The 17157-nt window shown below is 36.4% G+C and carries 15 protein-coding genes; 6 read left to right on the top strand and 9 right to left on the bottom strand.

Going from position 1 to position 17157, the window contains the following annotated elements; genetic code table 11:
- The first annotated feature begins 763 nt into the window (after positions 1 to 763).
- The 5 genes from ACQKMI_RS08270 (at position 764) to ACQKMI_RS08250 (ending at position 6375) form a co-directional block, all read left to right on the top strand.
- Complete coding sequence (locus ACQKMI_RS08270; protein WP_427488123.1) at positions 764 to 2413, top strand: peptide ABC transporter substrate-binding protein; 1650 nt, start codon at positions 764 to 766, stop codon at positions 2411 to 2413.
- Positions 2414 to 2536: 123 nt separating this feature from the next.
- Positions 2537 to 3466 carry an ABC transporter permease gene (locus tag ACQKMI_RS08265; RefSeq protein ID WP_427488122.1) on the top strand — a complete coding sequence of 310 codons (930 nt, stop codon included), beginning with the start codon at positions 2537 to 2539 and terminating at the stop codon, positions 3464 to 3466.
- Positions 3466 to 4386: an ABC transporter permease gene (locus ACQKMI_RS08260; protein WP_427488121.1), complete on the top strand. Its 921-nt coding sequence runs from the start codon at positions 3466 to 3468 to the stop codon at positions 4384 to 4386. The genes ACQKMI_RS08265 and ACQKMI_RS08260 overlap by 1 nt, the downstream gene beginning before the upstream one ends.
- Positions 4387 to 4400: 14 nt before the next feature.
- The gene (locus ACQKMI_RS08255; protein WP_427488120.1) at positions 4401 to 5456 is read left to right on the top strand and encodes an ABC transporter ATP-binding protein; all 1056 of its coding nucleotides are present in this window, start codon (positions 4401 to 4403) and stop codon (positions 5454 to 5456) included.
- On the top strand, positions 5449 to 6375 hold the full coding sequence (locus ACQKMI_RS08250; protein WP_427488119.1) for an ABC transporter ATP-binding protein: 927 nt from the start codon (positions 5449 to 5451) through the stop codon (positions 6373 to 6375). The genes ACQKMI_RS08255 and ACQKMI_RS08250 overlap by 8 nt, the downstream gene beginning before the upstream one ends.
- A gap of 174 nt (positions 6376 to 6549) precedes the next feature.
- Here the strand turns inward: ACQKMI_RS08250 and ACQKMI_RS08245 are convergent, their stop codons facing one another.
- Genes ACQKMI_RS08245 through ACQKMI_RS08220 form a run of 6 tightly spaced genes read right to left on the bottom strand, consistent with a single transcriptional unit; the run spans position 6550 to position 12419 of the window.
- Entirely contained in the window at positions 6550 to 8355 is a 1806-nt protein-coding gene (locus ACQKMI_RS08245; RefSeq protein WP_427488118.1) for an oligopeptide ABC transporter substrate-binding protein, read from the bottom strand.
- Between the two features lie 16 nt (positions 8356 to 8371).
- Positions 8372 to 9271 carry an ABC transporter permease gene (locus ACQKMI_RS08240; RefSeq protein WP_427488117.1) on the bottom strand — a complete coding sequence of 300 codons (900 nt, stop codon included), beginning with the start codon at positions 9269 to 9271 and terminating at the stop codon, positions 8372 to 8374.
- Positions 9272 to 9308: 37 nt separating this feature from the next.
- The gene (gene opp4B / locus ACQKMI_RS08235) at positions 9309 to 10271 is read right to left on the bottom strand and encodes an oligopeptide ABC transporter permease (protein WP_427488116.1); all 963 of its coding nucleotides are present in this window, start codon (positions 10269 to 10271) and stop codon (positions 9309 to 9311) included.
- Between the two features lies 1 nt (position 10272).
- Positions 10273 to 11208 carry an ATP-binding cassette domain-containing protein gene (locus ACQKMI_RS08230; protein ID WP_427488115.1) on the bottom strand — a complete coding sequence of 312 codons (936 nt, stop codon included), beginning with the start codon at positions 11206 to 11208 and terminating at the stop codon, positions 10273 to 10275.
- Positions 11205 to 12218 carry an ABC transporter ATP-binding protein gene (locus tag ACQKMI_RS08225; RefSeq protein WP_427488114.1) on the bottom strand — a complete coding sequence of 338 codons (1014 nt, stop codon included), beginning with the start codon at positions 12216 to 12218 and terminating at the stop codon, positions 11205 to 11207. The genes ACQKMI_RS08230 and ACQKMI_RS08225 overlap by 4 nt, the downstream gene beginning before the upstream one ends.
- A gap of 27 nt (positions 12219 to 12245) precedes the next feature.
- A complete protein-coding gene (locus tag ACQKMI_RS08220; RefSeq protein WP_427488113.1) occupies positions 12246 to 12419 on the bottom strand; it encodes a hypothetical protein in 174 nt (57 codons plus the stop codon).
- A 194-nt stretch (positions 12420 to 12613) separates the two neighbouring features.
- Here ACQKMI_RS08220 and ACQKMI_RS08215 point away from each other — a divergent pair, with 194 nt between their 5' ends.
- Positions 12614 to 13078, top strand: a complete 465-nt coding sequence (locus tag ACQKMI_RS08215; RefSeq protein WP_427488112.1) for a helix-turn-helix domain-containing protein — start codon at positions 12614 to 12616, stop codon at positions 13076 to 13078.
- A gap of 369 nt (positions 13079 to 13447) precedes the next feature.
- Here the strand turns inward: ACQKMI_RS08215 and opp4C are convergent, their stop codons facing one another.
- The 3 genes from opp4C to opp4A all read right to left on the bottom strand — a co-directional run bounded on the left by opp4C (position 13448) and on the right by opp4A (position 17142).
- Positions 13448 to 14356: an oligopeptide ABC transporter permease gene (gene opp4C, locus ACQKMI_RS08210; protein WP_427488111.1), complete on the bottom strand. Its 909-nt coding sequence runs from the start codon at positions 14354 to 14356 to the stop codon at positions 13448 to 13450.
- Positions 14357 to 14368: 12 nt separating this feature from the next.
- Positions 14369 to 15334: an oligopeptide ABC transporter permease gene (gene opp4B / locus ACQKMI_RS08205; protein ID WP_427488110.1), complete on the bottom strand. Its 966-nt coding sequence runs from the start codon at positions 15332 to 15334 to the stop codon at positions 14369 to 14371.
- 83 nt (positions 15335 to 15417) lie between these two features.
- Positions 15418 to 17142: an oligopeptide ABC transporter substrate-binding protein gene (gene opp4A / locus ACQKMI_RS08200; RefSeq protein WP_427488109.1), complete on the bottom strand. Its 1725-nt coding sequence runs from the start codon at positions 17140 to 17142 to the stop codon at positions 15418 to 15420.
- Positions 17143 to 17157 lie beyond the last annotated feature (15 nt).

Below are 17157 nucleotides of genomic sequence, written 5' to 3'. Positions count from 1 at the left end.
TATACATTTTTCAGTAACTATATGTAGAAGTTTTCCTCCTAAGCGAGACAAATGGACTTCTCCATAAAACAACATCATAGAATTATCTTAAATTAGGTATGTTTATCATGTTCAATCCCCTATAAACATATAATTGATTCCATACAGAGCTTTATAAATACATTATTGAATATACATGTAGTGTGTAAATTATTTCAAAAAAATATATTTCACTAAATAATTTACATCTATTTTTTAAGAAAGGAACATTTTGTCATACATATACTCTACTTTTTCTTTATTCTCTCTTATACTGGATATTCTTAAATAAATACAAAACAAGTTTCTTATATATCATTAATAGATACAAATATTCAGTCTTCGAGATTGATATTTTACAGTAAAACGCCTTTCCAAGAATCAAAATTACTCGTTTTTGCAACAATTATCTACAAATCCACACAAACCTCTCATAACACCACACATGACTTTTGACTCATTTTTAAAATAACTATAATATTATCTAAACAATATGAATTTTCGGTATAGTTAGTAAGTTCCGTATTTTTGTTTTATTTTTGATATTCAGAACAAATAAATATCAAATTTTTATTATGAAAGCGCTTTTATTCTTTAATGTGATAAATAGAAAAAATTTATCATCCTCTTAAATGTCAGATAATACTATATAAATTTGAATCTTTTTTATTTTGTACACAATGATTTTTTGGTATATTAAATAAGAGCTTCACAAAAGGCTTAAAATTGTATAAGGGGGATTTACATGATTAAAAACAAAAAGTTTTTATTATTAACTGTCCTTGCAGTCTTCTCACTAGTATTAGCTGCATGTGGCTTCGGCGGTGATTCGTCTGATAATTCTTCATCTTCAGACGACAAAAAGGATTCTGGTTCAAAAGCTAAAGAACTTAGATTAACTATCCCTTCAGAACCACCGTCTTTACATCCACAACTTGCAACAGATACTACATCTAGTGCAATCTTAATTAACGTTTTTGAAGGTCTGACTGTTTCAGACACTGAAGGTAATACTACTCCAGGTATGGCTGAGAAATGGGACGTAAGTGAAGATAAAAAGACTTATACTTTCCATTTACGTGATGCAAAATGGTCAAATGGTGATTCAGTTGTAGCAGGTGACTTCGAATATTCTTGGAAATGGGCGTTAAATCCAGAAAACCTTTCTGAGTATGCTTCTATTTTCTACCCAATTAAAGGGGCTCAAGCTTACAACGAAGGCAAAGGTTCTGCTGATGCTGTTGGTATCAAAGCTGAAGATGAGAAAACTTTAGTCGTAACTTTAGAAAATCCAACTCCATATTTCTTAGAATTAACAGGATTCAAAACTTATTTACCAGTTAACCAAAAAGTGACTGAAGCTAATAAAGAATGGTACGCAGACGCTGGTGAAAACTTCGTAACAAATGGTCCTTATAAATTAAGCGATTGGAAACATACTGAATCTATCGCTCTTGCAAAAAATGCAGATTATTGGGATGCATCAAATGTTGATGTTGATACTGTAAATATTGATATGGTTGAAAAAGAAGCAACTGTTGCTACTAAATATAAAGGTAACGAGATTGACTATATCGGTGCACCATTCCAAACAGTAGATCTTAACGTAATTGATGAGTTCAAAAAAGATAAAACTTTAAGAATCAAAGACCAAGCATCTATTTATTGGTACAAATTCAATACAAAAGACAAAATTATGTCTAACGCAAATATCCGTAAAGCTCTTACTCTAGCAATCGATCGTCAAAAACTTATTGACAACGTAACTAAAGGTGAACAAAAACCAGCTACAGGTATGGTTCCTATAGCAGTTCCTAAATTTGAAGATGACCGCGGTTACATCAAAGATAACGATGTTGATGGAGCAAAAGCTGCTCTTGAAGCTGGTATGAAAGAACTTGGCATTAAAGATGCTAAAGATATTAAAGTAAATATTTCATTTAACACTTCTGAAGCGCATGCTGCAATCGCTCAATTTATTCAAGAAGAATGGAAAACAAAACTTGGTATTACATCTCAGTTAGATAATTCAGAATGGCAAGTTTATCTAGAAAAAATCAACACTGGTGACTACCAAGTAGCTCGTATGGGTTGGGTAGCTGACTATCTAGACGCATATACATTCCTTGAAATGTTCGATTCTGCTAAAAACGGTAATAACGATACAGGTTGGGAAAGCCCTGAATACAAAGGCTTCTTAGATAAAGCTATTGCTGAAGTAGATGAGGCTAAACGTATTGACTACTTAAAACAAGCAGAAGCAGTCATTATGAAAGAACTTCCAGTTGCACCTATTTACTACTACACTAACTTGTCAGTAGTTAAAGATGGTATCGAAAACTTTGATCCAAATCCAACTGGTGATGTTCATCTTAAATATGTAAAGATGAAATAATACTTTCTTTTTAAGCTCTAAGCGGAGAGCTGCCTCGTGGCCACTTCGGCGCGAGTCAGCTCTTTTTAAAATACGAAGGCACTAATTTGTCAGATAATTGACAAATTGAAGGAGGAGTTTTATGTGATTAAATATATTTTGAAAAGGCTGATGTATATACTTCTCGCGCTTTTCGTCATCGTAACGGCTACGTTTTTCCTATTACGTCTTGCTCCTGGTAACCCATTTGCATCTGAACGTAATTTCCCTCCTCAAATAGAGGAAAAGTTAAACGAAACGTATGGATTAAATAACCCTTGGTATATTCAGTACAAAGATTATTTAATCGATGCGGCCACTTTTAATTTCGGTGAATCTATGAAATATAAAGCGCGTTCTACGAATGATATGATTGCAGAAGGCTTCCCGGTATCTTTAACTTTAGGAATTGAAGCTATGCTGCTAGCAATTGGATTTGGTGTATTAATCGGTGTAATTGCAGCGCTTTATCATAATAAGTTCCCAGATTATTTGGCAACGACCTTTGCGGTGCTCGGAATTTCCGTTCCATCCTTTATTTTAGCTGGACTCATGCAATATTTCCTTGCATATAAACTCCAACTATTCCCAATTAGTGGATGGAAAGGCTTTAGTTATAGTATATTGCCAGCCTTAGCTATTGCACTTTCGCATATGGGCTTTATCGCTAAACTGACTCGTTCAAGTATGCTTGAACAAAACAATAGCGATTATGTAAAAATGGCTCGTGCAAAAGGTTTAGGCAAATGGACAGTTGTTTTCCGCCATACTTTACGTAACTCCCTTTTACCAGTTGTTACTCATTTAGGTCCATTAACTGCTCATGTTGTTACAGGTAGCTTCATTGTAGAACAAATTTTTGCGGTTCCTGGTTTAGGTAAACACTTTGTGCAAAGTATTACGAACCGTGACTATACAGTTGTTATGGGAACAACGGTGTTCTTATCAATCATTCTTTTATTTGCGGTATTCCTCGTAGATATTTTATATAGCGTAATCGATCCGCGAATTAAGCTGAAAGGAGCGAAAAAGTAATGACACAGCAACAAATCGAAAAAGATAAGTTTAAAATTGTTGGCGGCAATCATGAAGCAACTGATAAATTAGCTAATAAATCTGTCTCCTTTTGGAAGGAAGTATTTCTTCGTTTTTCCCATAATAAAATGGCGATCTTCGGTTTAATCGCTTTAATAGCTATTATTTTAATGGCTACCTTTGTGCCAATGTTTTCACAATACCACTATAGTGAGCAATTAGGTTCTTATAATGCCCCACCATCGGCAGAATTTTGGTTTGGTACAGATGATTTAGGCCGAGATATTTTCGTTCGAGTATGGGCTGGCGCTCGTATTTCTTTATTAATCGGGTTTGCTGCTGCCGTTATTGACTTAATCATTGGCGTATTATGGGGAAGTATTTCTGGTTTAGCAGGCGGTCGTGTTGATAATATAATGATGCGTATTGCCGATGTTCTAACAGCTATACCTTACCTTTTAGTTGTAATCGTACTTTTAGTAGTATTAAAACCAGGTATTGTACCAATGATTATCGCATTATCTATTACAGGTTGGATTCAAATGGCTCGTATTGTTCGCGGTGAAGTCTTATCTATTAAGAACCAAGAATATGTACTGGCTGCTCGTACTTTAGGTGCACGCACAGGACATTTAATTTTAAAACATTTAGTGCCAAATGCACTTGGTGCAATTTTAGTAACAATGACATTAACAGTGCCATCCGCTATTTTTACAGAGTCTTTCCTTAGTTATTTAGGACTTGGAGTTCCTGCTCCACTTGCATCTTGGGGAACAATGGCTTCTGAAGGTAACGGTGCCATTACAAACGCTCCTTGGCGTTTAATATTCCCTGCATTGTTCATTTCACTAACAATCTTTGCGTTTAACGCAGTTGGTGACGGCTTACGTGATGCATTAGATCCAAAACTACGTAAATAAGGAGGTGACCGAAAATGAGTAAAACAATTCTGGAAGTAAAAGATTTAAAAATAAACTTTAAAACGTACGCAGGACTTGTACACGCAGTTCGTGGCGTAAACTTTGACTTAAAAGAAGGCGAAACACTTGCCATTGTTGGTGAATCTGGTTCTGGTAAAAGTGTTACAAGTAACGCTTTAATGAAACTAATTCCACAGCCACCTGGTATTTATGAGTCAGGACAAATTTTATTTAACGGCCGTGATTTAGTGCCTTTAAGCGATAAAGAAATGTCAAAAATACGCGGAAATGAAATTGCAATGATTTTCCAAGATCCAATGACAAGCTTAAACCCGACGATGAAGGTCGGACGTCAAATAACTGAAGTTATTTTACAACATAAAAAAGTATCAAAAGCTGATGCTAAAAAACGTGCAATCGAACTTTTAACGCAGGTAGGTATCCCTTTCCCTGAAAAACGTTATAAACAATACCCGCATGAATTTTCAGGCGGTATGCGTCAACGTGTTGTTATTGCCATCGCACTTGCAGCTGATCCAAAGCTTCTAATTGCCGATGAACCAACAACAGCATTAGACGTTACAATCCAAGCGCAAATTTTAGAGCTAATGAAAGAAATCCAAAAAAATTCGAAAACATCTATCATTTTCATTACGCACGATTTAGGTGTCGTTGCAAACATTGCCGACCGAGTTGCAGTTATGTATGCAGGTCAAATCGTCGAATACGGTACTGTTAATGATATTTTCTATAACCCTAAGCATCCATATACATGGGGTCTGCTTGGTTCGATGCCAGACTTAGATAACGATACGGATGAGCTACTACGCACGATTCCTGGATCACCACCAGATCTTACGAACCCTCCAAAGGGCGATGCGTTTGCCGCTCGTAACGAGTTTGCAATGGCTATTGACTATGAGCAAGAGCCACCGATGTTCCAAGTAAGCGAAACACACTTTGCAAAAACATGGTTGATGCATCCTGATGCACCAAAAATTCCGCTTCCAGATGCGGTTGCTAAACGTATTGAAGGATATTTAGCAAAGGAGGCACAATCAAATGACTAAATTGGGCACAAAAAAAATTCTTGAAATTAAAAACTTAAAGCAGCATTTCGGTTCAGCAGGTAACCCTATTAAAGCTGTCGATGGTATTAGCTTCGACGTATACGAAGGTGAGACACTTGGTCTTGTTGGAGAATCAGGCTGTGGTAAATCAACAACGGGTCGTTCCATTATCCGTCTGTACGACATTACAGATGGTGAAATTATTTTCGATGGTGAGAACGTCCATGGGAAAAAATCTAAAAATGACTTAATGAAATTTAATCGTCAAATGCAAATGATTTTCCAAGATCCATACGCTTCATTAAATCCGCGTATGACAGCTGGTGAAATCATTAGTGAAGGCTTTACGATTCACGGTCTTTACAAAGATAAAAAAGAGCGTCGTGAAAAAGTTAATCAACTGTTAGAGGCTGTTGGCTTAAACAAAGAGCACGCAAACCGTTATGCACACGAATTCTCTGGCGGCCAACGTCAACGTATTGGAATTGCTCGTGCGCTTAGCCTAGATCCGAAGTTTATTATCGCCGATGAACCGATTTCAGCACTTGACGTATCGATTCAAGCGCAAGTAGTAAACTTATTAAAACAACTACAAAAAGAACGTGGCCTAACATATCTTTTCATTGCCCATGACTTATCAATGGTTAAGTATATCAGTGACCGTATCGCTGTTATGTACCGTGGTAAAATCATGGAAATCGGTAAAGCAGATGATATTTACAATCACCCTGTTCATCCGTATACAAAATCATTATTATCTGCTATTCCACTTCCTGATCCAATGTCAGAAAAACGCCGTCAACGTATTCCGTACAAGCATACGGAAGTTGACGATAGCGCAACATACCACGAAGTTGGCGAGCAGCATTACGTTTATGGTACTGCCGACCTTGTGAAATCTTGGGTTACTAGTCGATAATAACTTACAAATCCATCCATTGGAGATTTTCAGTGGGTGGATTTTTTTGTATATGACACGAGGCTGTTTTACAAAGGATATAAATATGTAACCTTCCTGCCATATTTTTATCCTTTATTTTAGTTTATGAAAAACAGTCTTTCTCATATAAAGAAAGACTGTCCTTCCATTCAATTATTTCAATGGTGCTTCTGCTGTTAATTCAATTTCTTGCAGCTCTGTAGAATTTCCATACTCAACATTATAGTTTTTCACACGCTTATTCACCGGAATAACTTCAGTGCGGAAGAATGTTGGGAATACCATCGCTTGTTCACTCATATATTCTTGCCAAGCACGGAATGCTTTTGTACGTTTTTCTAAATCCATCGAATCTTTAGAGTCGATATCTTTTAATAATTTTGTTAAATCGGCAGATACGAAACGGCTAAAGTTAAATTCAGCATCGTCACTATATAAACCTGCTGGAGATGGGTTTGTCCCCGTGCCCCATGCTGCCATAAACATATCGATTTCTGGATCATCTGCTCGGACTTTATCATAGAAAGCATTAAATTCGATAGGACGACCTGTAGTTAATTGCACATCTAAGCCAACCTCTTTCCAGTTCTGACGGAAATATTCATCAATCGCATCGTCCGTTTCTGAGCCAGCCATTGTAGCTAATCGAATTGTGAATTTTTCACCATCTTTATCTTCACGAATACCATCGCCATCCACATCTTTATAGCCAGCTTGATCTAATAATTGTTTAGCCTTTTCAGGGTCATAATGGTAGCCCTCTAACGTTTCATCATAGAATGTAAATACTGGGGGAATTAAAGAGTTCGCACGTACACGTAACCCTTGGTAGAACTTCTCTGCAACACCCTCAACATCCATTGCATAGGCAATTGCTTGACGCAACTCTATATTGTTCATTTTTGAATTTCCATCAAAAATGTTAACTTTGTTTTCTTTATCGTAATTCCCTAATTTAAAGCCGACATAATTATAAGCCAGTTCCGCTCGACCTAGTATAGCTAAATTGCTTAAATCTTTAATGTTATCATATTCTTTTGTATCAAAACTTGATGCAAGATCATATTTCCCTGTTCGTAATGCTTCACTAATTGAAGTTGGTGGCACAACCTCAAGCACAACTTTATCAATTTTTGGCTTTCCTTTAAAGTAATGCTCATTTGCTACAAATTGTACAGACTCACCATTCACAAGTTTATCTATTTTAAATGGTCCAAGCGTTACAGGGTTTTTTCGTACCGCGTCGGAAGAAATTAAATCTTTTACCGGAATAGACTCTAATTGATGCATCGGTTCCGCAGATCCCCATAAACCATCACCACCATAATAAATGGCAGGTGATACTTCCTTTAATTGAATTTGAATTGCTTTATCGTTAACTTTTGTAATACCTGAGATTGTATCTGCTTTACCGTTATGATATTCTTCTGCACCGACAATATTTTTGAAATCACCATCATAACGTACTCCAGGATAATCTGGGTGTCCGATAATTAAATATGGGTACATTAAATCATCTGCAGTTAATGGTGTGCCATCAGACCATTTATAATCCCCTTGAATGGTTACTGTTGCTGTTTTCGCTTCTGTATCAACCTCTAATTTTGCAGCCCCTTCATTATTAATCACAAAGTCGCTATCTACATTAAAAATAGAGTTAGTCATATAACCCATAATTTCTGAATCATATCCATCTTCATAAAGTTCCCTGTTAAAAATCCCTTGGAATGGAGAACTTGTTACAAGACCTACTCGCAATGTACCTCCCTGAATCGCCTCTCCTTCATTTGTCACTTCAGTTGGTAGTAAACTTTCCTTTTCTTTAACTGTTTCTTTTTCTTCTGTTTTCTCTTTATCATCAGATTTTGAGCCTTTATCAGCTCCACCGCCACCCGTACAGGCTGCTAAAATAAGCATGAATGCAAACAGCACGGACAAGAATAACCAATTCTTCTTCATGTGTAAATCCTCCCTTTTATCCTAATCGTTGTTTTGCGTCAGCCGACCGTCGTAGCGCTTGACCGACATAATTTATACCAAGCATCAATATTAAAATTAATAATGATGCAGGCAACCATATCCACCACTTAGTAGATAATACAATTGGATTCGTTGCATAGCTTACGAGAGTCCCTAAGCTAGGTGTAGTTGGGGGTAAACCAAAGCCTAAAAATGATAGACCTGTTTCAATACCAACATTCCCTGCAAAATTTAAGGTTAGTTCTACAATAAGCAACGAGCTCAAATTTGGTAATATCCCCTTAAACATAATGGCAAAATCGCTAGTGCCCATTGTTTTAGAGGCATTCACATAATCACGGCGTCCTTCTGATAAGGCTCTACTACGGATTAAACGCGCTGTCCCTATCCATTGAAAGGCACTTAATATCAGAATCAACTCAACAACACCATATTTAGGAATAATTGTAACTAGCACGATGATAATCATTAAGGTTGGTAATGTCATGAGAAAATCGATGATACGCATAAAAAAATTATCAATAAAGCCGCCATAATAGCCCATTATAATACCGAGTGCAATCCCGATTGTATTGGCGATAAGCGTAATAGCTATTGCAATTAGAATGGAATTTTTCGCGCCGATTATAAGCTGTCCAAACATATCACGCCCAGCTTCATCAGCCCCAAGAACATAACCATTTACACCCGGCTTTGTAAAACGCTCTAATAATTTAATTTTTAAAATTTCATCTTGGTTCATAAATATTGCTATAATTAATATCGCAATAATCAGTAAAATTATGACGAAGAATGAAAATAACGCTAGCTTATCTTTTCGAAATTCACGTATGATAACTTGTATCCCTGTTGGCGGGGTACTTTCAACTGTCATTTTGTCATTTTTTTGTTCCATTTTTTATTCACCTCTCCTTACACATTAAATTTAACGGTTAGTCTATGCGGATACGTGGATCAACAATGCTCATAATAATATCTGACAGTAGACTACCTAATAATGCTAAGAAGCCATAAAGCATAACGAGAGCTGTAATCACACTATAATCGCGACTCGTTATAGAATGGATGAATAATTGTCCCATGCCCGGGAAGCCAAAAATTGTTTCTATGAAAATCGAACCACCCAATAAACCTGTAATTGTAAAACCAAGGAAGGCTGCAATAGGCAATAAGGAATTGCGAAAAATATGTCTTCTATAGATTCTTTTCATCGGTACACCTTTACTACGTGCTGTTTTAACGTAATCCTGTGTCTTAGCATCGATAATTTCCGAACGCAAATATTGAATAATCGTCGTTGTACCTAAAATTGCATATGTCATTGCAGGTAAAATTAAATGATAGAGACGATTCCAGTAATATTCAAGCGTTCCTGGTTCTACACCTACATCAACTGTTCCACTCGTCGGGAACCACATTAAACGATAACCAAAAATATATAAGAAAATTAGCCCCAAGACAAAAGTGGGTATCGCGTAGCTTATAAAGCTATATAGTGTAATCGACTTATCGAGCAAAGTATCTTGCTTGCGACCAGCAATCATTCCTAATGGAATGGCAATCGCATAAACTAGAATCGCACTTAGTAGAGCGAGCCAAAATGTATTTAATGCGCGCTCACCAATCAGTGTGGACACCGCAATTTTATATGTATAGCTTTGTCCAAAATCACCTTGAAAAGCATTTGTGATCCAATGGTAGTATTGCACATACCAAGGGTCGTAATAGCCTGCCTGAATTCTCAATTCTTCGATACGTGTAGGATCTGATTCTGGTGTAATCAGCCCTGTAAATGGGTCACCTGGCATTTGCTTCGCCAAAATAAAGATAATTAGGCTTAGCACAAACATTTGAGGGATCATTAAAATTGTTCGTCTAGCAATCGTTTTCCACATTTTATATACCCCCTGACATCGCAACCATATGCGTTTCTGAAATGGATTTTAGCGGGTATACTTTTCCATGCTCATCATAATATTGATGTTGCTCATTCTGATAGTTCTCTTCTTCTTTTTGTCGAATTAATTTACGCTCCAAGCGTGTCTCTGGCGCAATATTTGGAATGGCAGACAAGAGACGTTTTGTGTAAATATGTTGCGGATCCATATAGATATCACTTCTCGTACCTGTTTCCACGAAGCGTCCTTTATACATAATGGATATATAATCGCACATATGTTTTACAACACCTAGATCATGTGAAATGAATAAATAAGTAAGTCCATACTCATTTTGAATATCTTTCATAAAGTTTAGCACCTGTGCTTGTACGGATAAATCCAGTGCAGATACGGGTTCATCAGCAATGATCATTTTTGGATTACAAGCAACGGCACGCGCGATTCCAAGACGTTGCTTTTGACCACCAGAAAATTCATGCGGATACTTTAACATTACATCTTCAGACATACCTACAATTGCAAGTAACTCTTTAATGCGCTTACGTTCCTCTTGATCACTCAGCTTCATAAAATTCCGAATAGGCTCTGCTAAAATGTCTAATACACGTTTTCTAGGGTTCATACTAGAATGAGAATCTTGGAAAATCATTTGAATATCTTTGTTATAAGCTGAATCACGATTTCTACGCTTGTTTGTAACATTCTCACCTTCATAGAGAATTTGACCCGAGGTGATTTTTTCTAGACCTATAATGGCCTTCCCTGTTGTCGATTTTCCAGAACCTGATTCTCCAACTAAACCATATGTTTTTCCTTTTTCAAATTCCATTGTGACACCATCAACCGCATATACCTTATCGATGACTGTATTAAAAAAGCCCCCTCGAATTGGGTAATGAACGTTTAGATCATTAATTTGCATAAAGCTCATACAGCCCCGCCTCCTTCTTCACCTTCTAAATGAAAGTGTTTCCAGCAGGTACATCTAACAAAATGACCTGGTGCAATTTCATGTAATTGTGGTTTTCTTTCATGTGCAAATGTATCAATCCACGGTATTCGTGCTGAAAATCGGCAGCCTTCACGAGGTAAATTCACCAGCGATGGCACCATACCTTGAATAACTTCAAGTCTTTCATTTTCCCTATGTGTTTGTGGAATAGAATTCAACAATGAACGAGTGTAAGGATGTTTAGCATTCGTAAATAATTTTTGAACAGGTGCTTCTTCTACTACTTCACCTGCATACATTACCGCAACTCGATCAGCCATTTCTGCCACAACACCTAAATCATGTGTAATTAAGATAATACCTGTCTCAGTTTCTGACTGTAGTGCCTTTAATAGATCCAGTATTTGAGCTTGAATCGTCACATCTAGAGCCGTTGTCGGTTCATCTGCAATTAAAATAGATGGTTTACAGGACAATGCAATGGCAATCATGACACGTTGACGCATTCCACCAGACAATTGATGAGGGAATTGTCTTACCACACGTTCCGGATTAGAAATACCTACCTGATTCAATAATTCTATTACTCTCTTCTCGCGCTGTTGCTTTGAGAGTTTTGAATGATACATGAGCCCTTCTGCAATTTGTTCTCCAATCCGCATTAACGGATTGAGAGCTGAAAGGGGGTCTTGAAAAATAAAACCTATATCATTACCGCGTAATCTATTAAATTTCTGTTCATTTAGTTTCGTTAAATTTTGATTATTATAAAGAATTTCACCCGTAACCTTTGTGTTAATTTCATTGTGCAAGCCTACAATAGTAGTTGCTAATGTACTTTTACCACAACCCGATTCCCCAACGATTGCTAATACTTCATTTTTTTTAAGCGAAAGTGAGACATCATCTACAGCAGCGTGGTAAGTTTCTTTAATACGGAAACTTGTAGTGAGATTTCTAATTGTTAATAGGTCATTTGCTGTATTCAAACAATCTCCCCTTTCTTAATAATAAAATTACGCTAATGTTTCAGAGTGTTTATCCTTCCGTTCAACTGACTGCATAGCCACCATTGCTCCTCGAATCAACAATGCAAATTCACGCTTTTGTTGAGGTGTCAACATTTTTAAATAAGTATCTAACTGTTTAACAGCTTCTATTTCTTCTACTGTAAGGATTCGATCACGCATTTCACTCATCCCTTTCATATTCGATTGACGTTGATACCGTCGTATAAGCTTTAAACTTGAATAAGTTTTCGTCTTATCACCTCATTGGGTTGAATATATATTCTATTGAGTTAAAAGTCAATGTGTTTCAATTAAAAAATATTGCAATGAGTTAAAAAGTAATATACGATAACTGTAAGAAAGGGGAAATACTTTTGAATGAGCGCTTAAAGTCACTAAGAAAGAGTCTTGGATTAAATCAAAAAGAAATGGGCCACAGACTGAAACTTTCACAAACGCATATTTCTTCTTTAGAAAACGGGGCTAGAGAGGTAACGGATAGAATAATTTCTGATATTTGTCGAGTATTCAATGTAAACGAAAATTGGCTACACACTGGCGAAGGCGATATGTTTGTCCAATCCGCTACTTTTTCCTTAGATGAATACGCACAAAAAAACCAGCTCTCTGAATTAGAACTGGATATCATTAAGAGTTATATGGATTTAAATAAAGAAGTGCGTCAAAGCATTCTTAACACCGCACAACAGATTTTTGGAAGACATGCAGAGACTACAGCTACTAAAATTGAGGTAGAAATAGCAAATTATCGTTCGGAAGTAGAGACTGAGAAAAAAACAAGAACGTTATCAGCTTCACAAAGGCGCGAAACCAGTTAAGAAAGTTCAACTATTGGCGATAAAAAAGGTTTTGAATGGTTAATGAGTGAATGGGCTTAACGACATTCGAACAAATCATTTACATCAGTGTTCTAATGAGATTGTGAAAACTCAGCCATCTCGTATTGTAATGGAACATTTAAATGTAAATTATATATCTGATCTTGTAGATGAAAGCTGGATAGAGATTTGAGCGCAGGCATTAACTTAGCAAATTATTCAATCTAAGGAGTTTAACTGAAACTCATCTACCCCTACCTACGAACATAAATATTCATGTAAATAAAAATTAGACACCTTTAAAAGTAAGAGCTAATTACTTTTAAAGGTGTCTAATTATCTTTAATAACAAATTCTAAGTTTAACCAATTACCTTCTTGATTTTGGATTTAATGCATCTTTTAATCCTTCTCCAATGAAGTTGATCGACAAAATAACTAGTGAAATGGCTGCTGCAGGTGGTACCCACATCCACAGCTTTCCTTTTAGTACCTCTGAGTTTCTAGCCTCAAATAACATATTGCCCCAGCTTGGAGTATCAGCTGGTACGCCAAATCCTAAAAAGCTTAAACTGGATTCAGCAACAATGGTTACGGCCATTAATAATGTTGCTTGTACAATAATCGTCGAGGCAACGTTTGGCAATAAGTGCTTAATGATTATTTTTGAAGGTTTACAACCAATTGATTGCGCTGCTAATATATATTCATTTTCCTTTTCAGCTAGCACCCTACTACGCACTATCCTTGCAACACTTCCCCAGGTTAAAAGGGAAATGACAATTATTAATGTCCATAAACCAGATACTTTTCCTGAAAGAATCGTATTTAAAACAATGACAAATACTAAAAATGGAAACATTAATACGAAGTCAGTAAATCGCATTAACATTTGATCTATTTTTCCCCCAAAATACCCTGAAATCGAACCAACCATAGTTCCGATTATAACAATAAAAAACATACAGCCTAATCCAACTACTAAAGAGGATCTTCCCGCGTAGAGCATTCTAGTAAAAACATCACGTCCATTCGAATCCGTTCCTAACCAATGCTCACTTGATGGAGGCAAACCAATTTTCATAAAATCGACACGTACAATATCTTTTGTTGTAATATATGGAGCTAAAAACGATAGAATGATAACTATTAGTAGAAAGATAAGACTAATCATCGCTAATTTATTTTTAAAGAACTTCCGTCTCGCTATCACCCATGGCGAGGGGCTTTTTTTCGGTGTTTTTGGAGTTAAAACTTCTTGATTAGTTACCATTGTCATAATACCCCCTCCTTAATCTAGTCTAATACGCGGATCTACCACACCATATAATATATCCGCTACCAAATTTCCAAAAAGTGTTAAAAACGAAAGTAACATAGTTATCGACATCATCACTGCATAATCTCTTCTTCCAACTGATTCTAAGAAGAGTGCACCTATTCCAGGATAAGTAAAGATCGTTTCTGTTATTACGGCACCACTAATCAATGTTGCGATATCAAAACCAAGAAACGTAATAATCGGAATGATCGAATTGCGTAAAATATGTTTGTTATAAATTTTTGATTCCTTTGTTCCTTTTGCTCTTGCAGTTCTGACAAAATCTTTTCTACTATTTTCAATAATGTCATTTCGTAAAAATTGTGTATAGGACGCTGTTCCCATTAATCCTAATATAAGTGCCGGTAATAAAACATGATGGAACCTACTCAAGTAATATTCCCAAGTTCCTGCTTCCATACCTACACCTATGGAGCCAGTGAAAGGGAACCATCCTAGTTTAAAGGAGAAAAAGTAAATAGCAACAATTCCTGCAACAAATGATGGAATTGCTAAAGCTAAATAATTATAAGTCGCAATCAAATTATCCCCAAGTGTATAAGGTTTTCTTCCAGCATACATCCCCATAATAAACGCAAAAATGTACGTGAAAATTAATGATGTTAATGCCAAGAATATTGTATTAGGTATCCTCTGAGCAATAATCTCTGCAGCTGGTTTTTTATAAACAGTCGATTTTCCAAAATCCCCTTGTGCTAAATTAGAAATCCATCTACCATATTGCTTGATAATCGGATCATTATAGCCTAATTTTTCTCTCATTTCTTCGATGTATTGTGGATTCGTATTAGACGGATTGATTTCTCCACCAAACGGATCTCCTGGCATCATTTTAGCTAAAAAGAATACCACCAACGAAATAAGGAGTAGCAATGGGATCATGCCTAGTAATCTTCGAAGTGTGTATTGAAGCATATGACGTCTCCTTATCTAGAAATTTACTAACTAGGCCCAATTCATGAAGTGGACCTAGTTAGTAGGTTTAGTTAGTTTACAATTTATTCCTTAATGTACCATTTGTAAACATCTGTTTGGAAACCAACAGCGTTGATATGAACACCTTCTAATCGTTTATTAATGCCATATAAATCAAAGTTTTCCCATAATGGAAGTGCTGGTAATTCTTCATTGAAGTATTTTTGCCATTCCACATAAGTTTGCTTACGCTTCTCTTTGTCAAATCCTTCTTCACTTAAGCCTTTATCTAATAATTCTTGGTTTTTAGCATCTACATAGCGACCATAGTTCCATTCTGCATTGTTACCCCATAATCCAGTTGGGTCAAGATCTGAACCAGTACTCCAAGAACCGAAGAATGCTTCTAATGCAGCATCATCATTATCTTTCATATCATTGTATAAGTTGAATTCTATTAATGTACCAGTAGCTAATTCTGTTTTCACTCCGATATCATTCCAACCTTGAATAATCGCTTGAGAGCGACCCTCAAAGGCAGCAGGACCTGCATAGTGACCAAACGAAATTTTAAATGGCTTACCTTTAGGATCTTCTACAAATCCATCGCCATCTTTATCTTCATAACCTGCAGACTTAAGTAGCTCTTTAGCCTTTTCTGGATTATATTCATATTGATTTAAGTCAGATTCCTCTGCAGCAATCCAGAAGGCACGCGGAATTACAGTATTCGCAACATCAGCTTTTCCTTCTAAGAAAGCATCGATCATTGCTGGACGGTTAATTGCGTATAATAGTGCTTGACGCAATTCTTTTGATTTAAACTTATCAAAATCTGCTACATTTTTAAGAGTAGCTTTATCACGATGACCAAAACGAAGACCGATATATGAGTAACTTACACCATTCGTTTCTTCAATGCGTACGTTATCTAATGCTGACAATTCTTTAACAGCTTGTGGTCTAATATCCATGATGTCAATATCTCCGTTTTGGAACGCACCAACTGCCAATGATGGGTCAATTACTTTTACAATTATCCCATCAAGCTGTGGCTTGCCCTTCCAGTAATCATCAAAACGCTCTAATTCAGAATATTCACCAGCTACAACCTTTTTCACTTTAAACGGCCCTAAGCCAACTGGATTTTCACGAACTTGTTTCGACTCGCTTAAGTCTTTAACAGCAATGCCTTCATAATGTTTTTTTGGCATTGGCTTATCCCAAAGATTTTCCAAATTATTTAATTTCACTTTTTCAAAAATAATTTTTACAGTGTAGGGATCAACGACTTCAATTCCTTCGATTTTGTCAGCTTTCCCTTCTTTTTTTGCTGTTGCACCTTTGATGTTCTCAACATAATTGAATCGTGGGCCATCGTAATCCTTATCAGCTAGTGTCTCTAATGCAAATACCCAGTCATCAACAGTTAACTCCTCACCATTGTGCCATTTTACACCTTTCTTAAGGTTAAACGTATACGTTAATTTATCCTCACTAATGTCCCAAGTTGCTAAATTAGGAACATATTCTAAGTTATCATTTACATCATAAATACCATCCATTGTGAAATTTTGGATATAAGAATCTACAATACTTCCATTAAAGGCAGGATCAAATACGCCTTCAGGTGCTTGGTCAGTACCAAAAGTTACAACTCCACCTTTTGCTGTTTCACTAGTCTTCGTGGAATCTCCCTTGTCTTTTTCCTTATCTTTGTCAGTTGTTGCGTTGTCGCTATTACATGCGGCTAAAAACAATGCCATAACTAGCATAAGCATGAAAGCCCATAATGCTGATTTTTTCATTCTTTATCCCCCCGT

This window comes from Lysinibacillus sp. NPDC097214, from assembly GCF_050277945.1.
In the GTDB taxonomy this organism is placed as follows: domain Bacteria; phylum Bacillota; class Bacilli; order Bacillales_A; family Planococcaceae; genus Lysinibacillus; species Lysinibacillus xylanilyticus_B.
The sequence above is the reverse complement of the archived record's forward strand: the minus strand, read 5'-3'. Positions and strand labels throughout refer to the sequence as shown.